The following is a 7932-nucleotide window of genomic DNA, read 5'->3' on the forward strand; positions in this document are numbered from 1 at the left end:
ACAAGTTTAATGCCGCCTTACACTGTAAAACGTCCTTTAATTTGCGGAGAAACCAGATCCATGTCCGTTATTGATGTCCATTGTGCCCATTCCCTTGATAAAGATCATGCCCGCCAGGCGGCGGAAACGCTGGCCAGGGATCTGTCCAGGCAGTTCGACGTGAACTATCAGTGGGAAGGGGATCATCTGAGATTCAAACGCAGCGGAGTGAAGGGGCATCTGAACATTACCGACAGTGATCTCCATATTCATCTCGAACTGGGAATGATGCTGCGGCCCTTCAAATCCAGGATCGAACAGGAGATCCACTCCCAGCTGGACCAGATTCTGAAGGCCTGATCAGGTCTTCCCTCCTCAAAGGTCTTCCGGCAGGTCGAACGGCTGTGGATGACCTTTGAGGATATTTTCCATAACTTTCCTTTCCCGCGTGACCAGGCGATCGATCAGCAGATCCACATCATCCATTTTACGGAAGGCCGAGTAGCCACGGTGCAGGAAACTGTGCAGGTCGCTCAGGTCCGCCATTTCCGCCGGTGCGCGGCTCATGGACAGCAGCCAGCCAAGTGTGCGGTTGCGTACGTAGCGATCCAGCTGTCTCCCGACTTTTGCCACCAGTGTAATCTGCCGTTCGCGATGCTCCATGCGCTGGCTCATGCGGAAGATCTGGCAATAGTCGTCGCGGGTCAGGGCGGCCGGAGAGACTCCATGATGGTGGCAGAGTTCGGCCAGCTCCAGGTCCAGTTGCTGGGTGATCAGGTTGAGTTCCACCAGCCCGGCAAAGGTGTCCAGCAGGTTGTCCGGTAGCCACTTGACCATTTTCGGGAATACCCGGTCGATGTTGTCGTCGCGACGGGTCATGCCGGCGGGGGCGTAAAGGTCTGTCAGCAGAAATTCCAGGCCGGTATGGTATCCGGGGTGCCGGTACAGGTCTTCATGGGTGGCCTTCAGGCGTTCCGCCTGCCAGTCCGCCAGCAGGAAGGTGTGCTCCAGCAGGGGGTGCGCGGCCTTGTGCTGCCGGAAATCATGGTAGTCCAGCAACAGTTGCTGTAGCCGGCGGGCGCTGTCGGAGTTGACGCTGGTAGCGACGAGGCGCTCACGATACATGGGGTGTGGCTCCACTCAACCTGCTATCGAAGCGCGCCAGTTTAGCGGAGCCAAAGCCTTTGTGCAGCAATATCAGCCTTGAGCAGCCGTGGGCAGTGTTTCGAACCCGGGTACCCATTCCTTGCTGTCGAGGGTGATGAAGTGGCTGGGAGCCTCGGTTTCGACAATGCGCATGGTGGTCGGGCTCTGGCGGGCACTGGCCAGCATCGCTTGACGGTCGAGGATGCGATCAACCGCGGGAATCAGGAAGGTACCGTACCGCACTTTGCTGTAGACACTGGCATCTGTCCGTTCCATCCAGGCCATCAGGTTTTCGATGTTGCGCACGATGGTCAGGTGGTCCCTGGTTGCGGAAAACAGCTTGCCCAGCAACTGCTTCTTTCGTGGATTCATCTTGCCAAAGAAGGTCTGGCCATAGGCGGATGAAGGAGCGCTGTTGATCAGGCGGATCAGCCAGGGCCACATGCCGTGGCTTACCGGTTCCAGCATTGCAGTCACCAGTGCCGAAAGCCGGCCATCGGGGAGTACCGGGGCTTCAAGTACAATTTCAACATTCTCGTACAGTTCCGGCCATTGATTGATGGCTTCCAGAATCACTGCTCCGCCGCGGGAATGGCCGTGCACGCGGATGTTGTCAGTGCCTGGCAGGTTGGCCAGCGCCTGATTGAGAATGCAGGCGTCGTACTCGATGGTACCGTCCAGGTGTTTGATGGGGACTTCCCAGTCCGGAGACTCGGGTGTAACACCATTAACCGGAATATGGTAGTTGCTGCAGGTGAGCAGAATCAGCTCGGTCGTCGGTGCTTCGTAGGCCTGGGTGAAATAGCAGTGGTTTTCCAGAAAGCCGTGTACGCCGATGACGGTCTGCTCCGCCTTGCCACTGTGGTTGCGAACGGAAACGGCACCGGTACCAACCCGGTAGACCCGCCCCGAAAACATTTCGGAGTAGGCGCTTTCAATCGGTTTGATCAGCTTGCGTACATGGCTCGCTTTCATGATTGCTCTCCTCCAGCACCCGGTGTTTACCTGTTATTAGTCTTTATCGGTGCTGGTATCTCAGTTGTGCCGCCTCATAACCATTTCACTAATTCTTATTCCCAGTATAGAGGTGATAGGTTACGTCCGTGTAACTTTTTGTAATCGCGCGACGCAGGACCTTATATGGAGCCTTCAGGGCTTGTCTGGCACAATGCGGGGTCATCTTTTCATTTTCAGCAGCATTTACCCGGGGACAGACAGGTTTGAGTCAAAAGGAATCGCATCTGCTGTTGCCTGTGGATTCAGCGTGGCTGGCCCTGGAACGCCCGGAAAATCCCATGACGATAACCGTCATGCTGCGGGTGGAAGGCCTGACAGAGGCCCGATTCCTGGAGTTTCTGAGAGTCTACTGGCTGGCCTGGGAGCGTTTCAGAGCAATGCCGGTGCGCCGTGCACCAGGCTGGTGGTGGGAAGAGGACCCGGCATTCTCGCTTCAACATCACCTTGAAGTGGTTCCGGGCACGTTCAGCCGGAAGGCATTGCAGGACTGGGCATCGGCCCGGTTGAATCAGTCCCTGCCGTATTATCGTCCCATCTGGAAGTTCTGGCTGCTTCCCGATGCAGAGGGCGGTGCTGCGCTTCTTCTGCGAATGCACCACTGTTACGCTGACGGCCTTTCCCTGTTGGGCATCTTTGAACGCCTCTGTCCCCCTTCTCCACAACAGGCTCCGGTACTCTATGGTGCGCGGGAAGAGGCAGATATCGGCCGCTGGGGACGGGCTGCCAGCGCCTGGCTGCGCGAGCTGACGGCCAGTGAACCTGGCGGGGCGGAGGCAGCGGAGATTGGCGAAGGCGAAGATATTTGCCGCAACGGTGGCTCACCAGGCCGCAATGCCCTGGAGCGGGCGAGCTGGAAAAGCCTGAAGCTGGTCAATGAACTCAGCCAGTTCCTGGTGGAACCGGAAGATACAGATTCGTCCCTGAAACGGTCGTTGCTGGGCCGTCGCCAGTGTCGCTGGTCGGAGCCGGTGGCGCTGGATCGTTTCCGCGGCATCGCAACGTTCACCGGCGTCACCATCAATGATGTGCTACTCAGCTGCGTTGCCTCGGCCGTGCGCAAACGACTTGTGGCAGACAATACCGATATGGACGAGGCGATCCTCCATGCTGCGGTGCCGGTGGATATCCGCAGCCGCCTGCCGGCGGAGATAAAGCCGGAGCCCGGTACCCTGGGCAATTACTTCGGAACTGTTTTTGTGCCTTTGCCCGTGGACGGTGAAAGTTCGCTGGAGCGGCTTTTCCGCATCAAGCATGAGACCCGCAAGCTCAAGAAAAGCTGGCAACCCGGCCTGTCCTGGGCGCTGGCTGGCAGTGCCTCACTTATTCCCGAAGCCTGGCGCCAGCCGGTGGCGGATCTGTTCTATCGCAAGGCCAGTGCAGTGGTGTCGAATGTGCCCGGTACCCGGGACCAACGCTATCTCGCGGGTTGCCGGATCCTGGAGCAGATGTTCTGGGTGCCCCAGGCCGGCGACATCGGGCTTGGGGTCAGCATTGTCAGCTATGCCGGCCAGGTCCAGTTCGGGGTTGTCGCTGACGAAGCCGTGATGGCTGCCCCCGAAAACTTCCTTGACGACTGTCTGCAAGAGCTTGAGTTCTTCCCCTCCTGACAGGTCGTAATCCCAAAGTTCTGTTTCCGACGCCTCCTAAAAGATCAGGAAACCTGCTCCCTTGGCGCATTTTCCCCTCCTGCAGCTTCGCCGACCATTGAAATCAGGCGAGAGAGTGCGCCTGAGCCACGGGTAGTCACCCGTCGCTCAACACCCAGATTCAATAAAAACCGGGGGAGTTATGAACAACAACAATTTCAGAAAGTCAGGGTTGGCAATTGCAATGGTCGCAGCCATGGGGGCAAGTGCTGGCGCCAATGCAGCCATCGAACTCTACAACGATGACGGTACCAGCTTTTCCGTGGATGGCTACTTCAATGCGTTCTACGTCAATCGCGACGACAAGCTGAATGACGTTCGCAATTCGGACGTCAAAATGGGGTTCCTGCCCAACACAATCGGTTTCAACTTCAGCAAAGAGATGGGTGACCTTACCCTTGGTGGCCGGTCTTCGTTCTGGTCCACCATTAATGACAGCCTGCAGTCGCCCACCGATACTGCGATTGATGTGCGCCAGCTTTATGCCACCGTTGATGGCTCGTTTGGTCAGGTCCTGATCGGTAAGGACTTTGGTCTTTACGCCCGCTCCAACATCTTCCTGGACGAGATTCTCATGGGCTTTGGTTCCCCGGGTGCGGCAACCGGCGTTTCCTTTGGCAACATCCGCACTGGCTATCCCTATCCCAATCCGTCGGCCCAGATTACCTACCGGACTCCGGATATGGGCGGCCTGAATGTGGCTGCCGGTATCTTTGAACCGGCAGACACAACCACTACGAGAGATGCTAACGGTAATATCACCGATCAAGGTGAGCAATCAGCACCTAGATTTGAGGCTGAGTTAACTTACTCTGCAGACCTGAATGGTGTAGCTCTAACTGGCTGGCTGAATGGCCGACATCAGAGCTCTGAAAATTCAACGACAGAGATCGACAGCCAGGGCCTTGGCTACGGCCTCAAAGCAGCGGTGGCGGGTTTCTCGCTGACCGCATCCGGCTTTACCTCAGAGGGCGATGTACCGGTGCTGATCTCAGACGCAACTCTTGCCTCGGAAGAGGATGCCGATGGATATCTGGTTCAGGGTTCCTACACCCTGGGTGCCAATCGCTTCGTGGTTTCCTATGGCGAAACCGACTCCGATCAGGATGATTTCGAAACCGAGAACACCTCGTTTGCGGTTTTCCATGATGTGAACAGCAACTTCAAGCTGGTTGGTGAATACAACATGTTTGAACAGACCACAAAGTCGACCGGTGCTGATGCCGCAGAGTTTGACACTCTGGCCCTGGGTGCCGTTATCACTTTCTGACGGTGGATTGATGAGTTCACAACCCGAACGCCGGCACGGATTCCCGGTGCTCGGGAGACTTTCCTAAGACTAAAGTGCCGGTTTGCTTCCCTGCAAACCGGCAGCGCCATCAGGCATTGATTCGGGAGGTAATTTAATCAATGGCTTACGATCATTTTGGCGCGCCCATTAAAAGCACTGAAGTCGCATTGGCTGCGTTTGCAGAAGCCGTAGAATCGGTAGAAAGCCACACGGTTGCGGAGCGCGCATTCATGAAGCCAGCCACCACGCTGCCTGCGGTAAGGGTAGCCAGCTCCAACGCACGTGATCCCATGCTGGCAGCCACCAATCTTGCCAGCCAACTCTGCCATGAAAACCTGGGCTGCGTGTTGTTCTTCTGTTCTGCGGAGTACGATCTGGCGCGCCTGGGCGCGGCACTGGAGCAAGTGTTTTCCGGGGTCCGGGTTTGTGGCTGTACGTCTGCTGGTGAAATCACTCCGGACGGCTATGGCCGGGGCTGCGTTACGGCTATCGGGTTTGATCGCCGTTATTTTTCCATCGGCTGTGCGCTGATCAGCGAGCTGGACAGCTTTACCCTGCAGGATGCCCAGGGCGTGATCGATGGTCTTCTGTCTACCTGTCGGGACGCGCGACTGGCACCCATCAAGGGTAATACCTTTGCCATCACCCTGCTGGATGGCCTGTCGAGCCGGGAAGAGTTGGTGCTGGCAACGCTCAATGCTGCCCTGGGTACCATTCCCCAGTTCGGTGGCTCCGCCGGTGACGACGAACGCCTGGCCAACACCCATGTTTTCTTTGATGGTCAGTTTCACACCAGCGCCGCCACGGTGATGCTGGTGAACACAGCGCTGGATTTCCGGGTCTTTTCCACCCATCACATGGAGGCCCGGAACGAGAAGCTGGTGGTCACCCATGCTGATGCCAAGAGCCGCACGGTGTACGAACTCAATGCGCAACCGGCCGCTGAAGCCTACGCCCGCGCGGTTGGCGTGACAGTGGATCAGCTGGACCGCAAGGTATTTGCGCTGCGCCCCATGGCGGTTCGCATCGGCGGCCATTATTTTGTCCGCTCGGTGCAGCGGGTGAATGCCGACAAAAGCCTGACGTTCTACTGCGCGGTGGAAACCGGCATTGTGATGACAGCCATGGAGCCCGGGTCTCTTCTGGACAGCGTTCGCACCCAGATTGAAGCTTCAGAGCGGGTGGTGGGGCCGCCGTTGGTCACCATCGGTTGTGACTGTTTCCTGCGCCGCCTGGAAGCGGAGCTGACCGGTGTGGTGGACGAAGTGTCTGACTTCCTGCGCCACCACAAGGTTATCGGCTTCAATACCTATGGCGAGCAGTTTGACGGAATGCATATCAACCAGACGTTTACGGGGGTGGTGATTGGCCAGCCTGATGCCGGTTACGGTTCAAACTGACGCTGATCCCGGGAGCAGCAGGGAGCAGCGTATTGCCGAACTGGAGGCGGAGAACGAACGTCTCCGGAAAATCCGGGATGCCCTGATCGTGAGGGTAGAATCCGGTTCGGCCCACAAACCCGAGCCCTATGCGGCTTTCGAACACTCCGTGGTGCTGGCAGAGCAGGTGCGTGAACGCACTGAAACCCTGAACCAGACCATGGATGAACTCAAGGGCAGCAACAAGGCCCTGCACCGCGCCCGCGAAGAAGCTGAAACCACCCGCCAGCGCCTGGTCGATGCCATCGAAAGCATCGCCGACGGTTTTGTGCTCTTCGACCAGCAACATCGGCTGATCCAGTGCAACAGCCGCTTCCGCAGCTATTGGAAATTCTCCGGCCTTGAGGTTCCGCCGCCGGGCACGTCCATTGCCGAAGTCAAGAAGCGTGCGATCGGTTCCGGGTTGATAGTGGAAGAGCATGCCAATACCTCCTCGGAAGGCGTGGTGTTCCTGTTGTCCAATGGCCGCTGGGTGCAGATGACAGAAAGGCCAACCCGGGAAGGGGGGCTGGTGGTTCTGTACTCGGACATCACCGATGTCAAGAACAGTGAAATGGCACGTCGCATAAAGGCGCTCGAGGAAAGTGAACGCTGGATACGCGTGGTCACCGACCATGTCCCGGCATTGATCGCCTATGTTGGCGCTGATATGAGCGTGCAGTTCTGCAACAAGGTCTACGAAGACTGGTACGGCCGCGGCGGTGACTCCCCGCTGGGCAAACGTCTGTACGATATTCACCAGCCGGAGCTTTACCGACGGCTTCTGCCCCACATTCAGGAAGTGCTAAAAGGTAACAGCGTCAACTTCGAGTTCGAGGAAACCAACGATACCGGAGAAATCCGGTATATGCTGCGTGCCTACGTGCCGGACGTCAATGAGGAGGGCCAGGTGACCGGCTTCTTTGTACTGATCCGGGATATCACCGACCGTCGCAAAACCGCCCTGGCACTGGAGCAGGCTTACGACGACCTGGAACGTCGGGTCAAGGAGCGCACTGCGGCACTGACGGGGCTGAACAACCAGTTGCGCCAGGAAATCGATGAACGGGCAGCGGTAGAAGCCCGGCTGCGGGATGCCAAACTGGACGCCGAGCGTGCCAACCTGTCCAAGACCAAATTCCTGGCGGCCGTGAGCCACGACCTTTTGCAACCGCTGAATGCCGCCCGCCTGTTCACCAGTGCCCTGTTGGAACATTCTTTCGGGCCCAAGGCGGAAGGGCTGGTGCGATCGGTCAGCACGTCCCTGGATGATGTGGAAAACCTGCTGGGTACCCTGGTGGATATCTCCAAACTCGACGCCGGGGTGATCAAGCCAGACATTATGGCGTTTGACCTGCGGGACCTGCTGAACAATATTGCCCGTGAGTTCCGGCAGATGGCAATGGCGGAGCAGCTGACGCTGGATTTCGTGCCC

7 protein-coding genes are annotated in these 7932 nt (G+C 57.6%); 5 read left to right on the plus strand and 2 right to left on the minus strand.

What is annotated here, in order from left to right; all coding sequences use genetic code 11:
- Positions 1–60: 60 nt before the first annotated feature.
- Positions 61–339: a polyhydroxyalkanoic acid system family protein gene (locus tag ACESMB_RS06115; RefSeq protein WP_372927294.1), complete on the plus strand. Its 279-nt coding sequence runs from the start codon at positions 61–63 to the stop codon at positions 337–339.
- A gap of 15 nt (positions 340–354) precedes the next feature.
- On the opposite strand, the gene ACESMB_RS06120 is transcribed toward ACESMB_RS06115, so the two are convergent.
- Both ACESMB_RS06120 and ACESMB_RS06125 read right to left on the minus strand, forming a co-directional pair.
- On the minus strand, positions 355–1104 hold the full coding sequence (locus ACESMB_RS06120) for an FFLEELY motif protein (protein ID WP_372927293.1): 750 nt from the start codon (positions 1102–1104) through the stop codon (positions 355–357).
- 72 nt (positions 1105–1176) lie between these two features.
- Positions 1177–2100, minus strand: a complete 924-nt coding sequence (locus ACESMB_RS06125; RefSeq protein WP_372927292.1) for an alpha/beta hydrolase — start codon at positions 2098–2100, stop codon at positions 1177–1179.
- A gap of 245 nt (positions 2101–2345) precedes the next feature.
- Here ACESMB_RS06125 and ACESMB_RS06130 point away from each other — a divergent pair, with 245 nt between their 5' ends.
- The 4 genes from ACESMB_RS06130 to ACESMB_RS06145 all read left to right on the plus strand — a co-directional run.
- Positions 2346–3749: a WS/DGAT domain-containing protein gene (locus ACESMB_RS06130; RefSeq protein ID WP_372927291.1), complete on the plus strand. Its 1404-nt coding sequence runs from the start codon at positions 2346–2348 to the stop codon at positions 3747–3749.
- Positions 3750–3930: 181 nt separating this feature from the next.
- Positions 3931–5058 carry a porin gene (locus ACESMB_RS06135; RefSeq protein WP_372971117.1) on the plus strand — a complete coding sequence of 376 codons (1128 nt, stop codon included), beginning with the start codon at positions 3931–3933 and terminating at the stop codon, positions 5056–5058.
- 251 nt (positions 5059–5309) lie between these two features.
- Positions 5310–6479, plus strand: coding sequence for a nitric oxide-sensing protein NosP (gene nosP / locus ACESMB_RS06140; RefSeq protein ID WP_372971118.1), 1170 nt, complete (start codon positions 5310–5312; stop codon positions 6477–6479).
- On the plus strand, positions 6457–7932 hold a 1476-nt coding region (locus ACESMB_RS06145; RefSeq protein ID WP_372971119.1), incomplete at its 3' end, for a PAS domain-containing sensor histidine kinase. The genes nosP and ACESMB_RS06145, both read left to right, overlap by 23 nt.

The organism is Marinobacter sp. (assembly GCF_041686475.1).
In the GTDB taxonomy this organism is placed as follows: Bacteria; Pseudomonadota; Gammaproteobacteria; order Pseudomonadales; family Oleiphilaceae; genus Marinobacter.

Excerpts from the sequence above, each read along its gene's own strand:
- ACESMB_RS06115 (WP_372927294.1), top strand. The coding sequence starts at position 61 with ATGTCCGTTATTGATGTCCATTGTGCCCATTCCCTTGATAAAGATCAT.
- ACESMB_RS06120 (WP_372927293.1), bottom strand. The coding sequence starts at position 1,104 with ATGTATCGTGAGCGCCTCGTCGCTACCAGCGTCAACTCCGACAGCGCC.
- ACESMB_RS06125 (WP_372927292.1), bottom strand. The coding sequence starts at position 2,100 with ATGAAAGCGAGCCATGTACGCAAGCTGATCAAACCGATTGAAAGCGCC.
- ACESMB_RS06135 (WP_372971117.1), top strand. The coding sequence starts at position 3,931 with ATGAACAACAACAATTTCAGAAAGTCAGGGTTGGCAATTGCAATGGTC.
- nosP (WP_372971118.1), top strand. The coding sequence starts at position 5,310 with ATGAAGCCAGCCACCACGCTGCCTGCGGTAAGGGTAGCCAGCTCCAAC.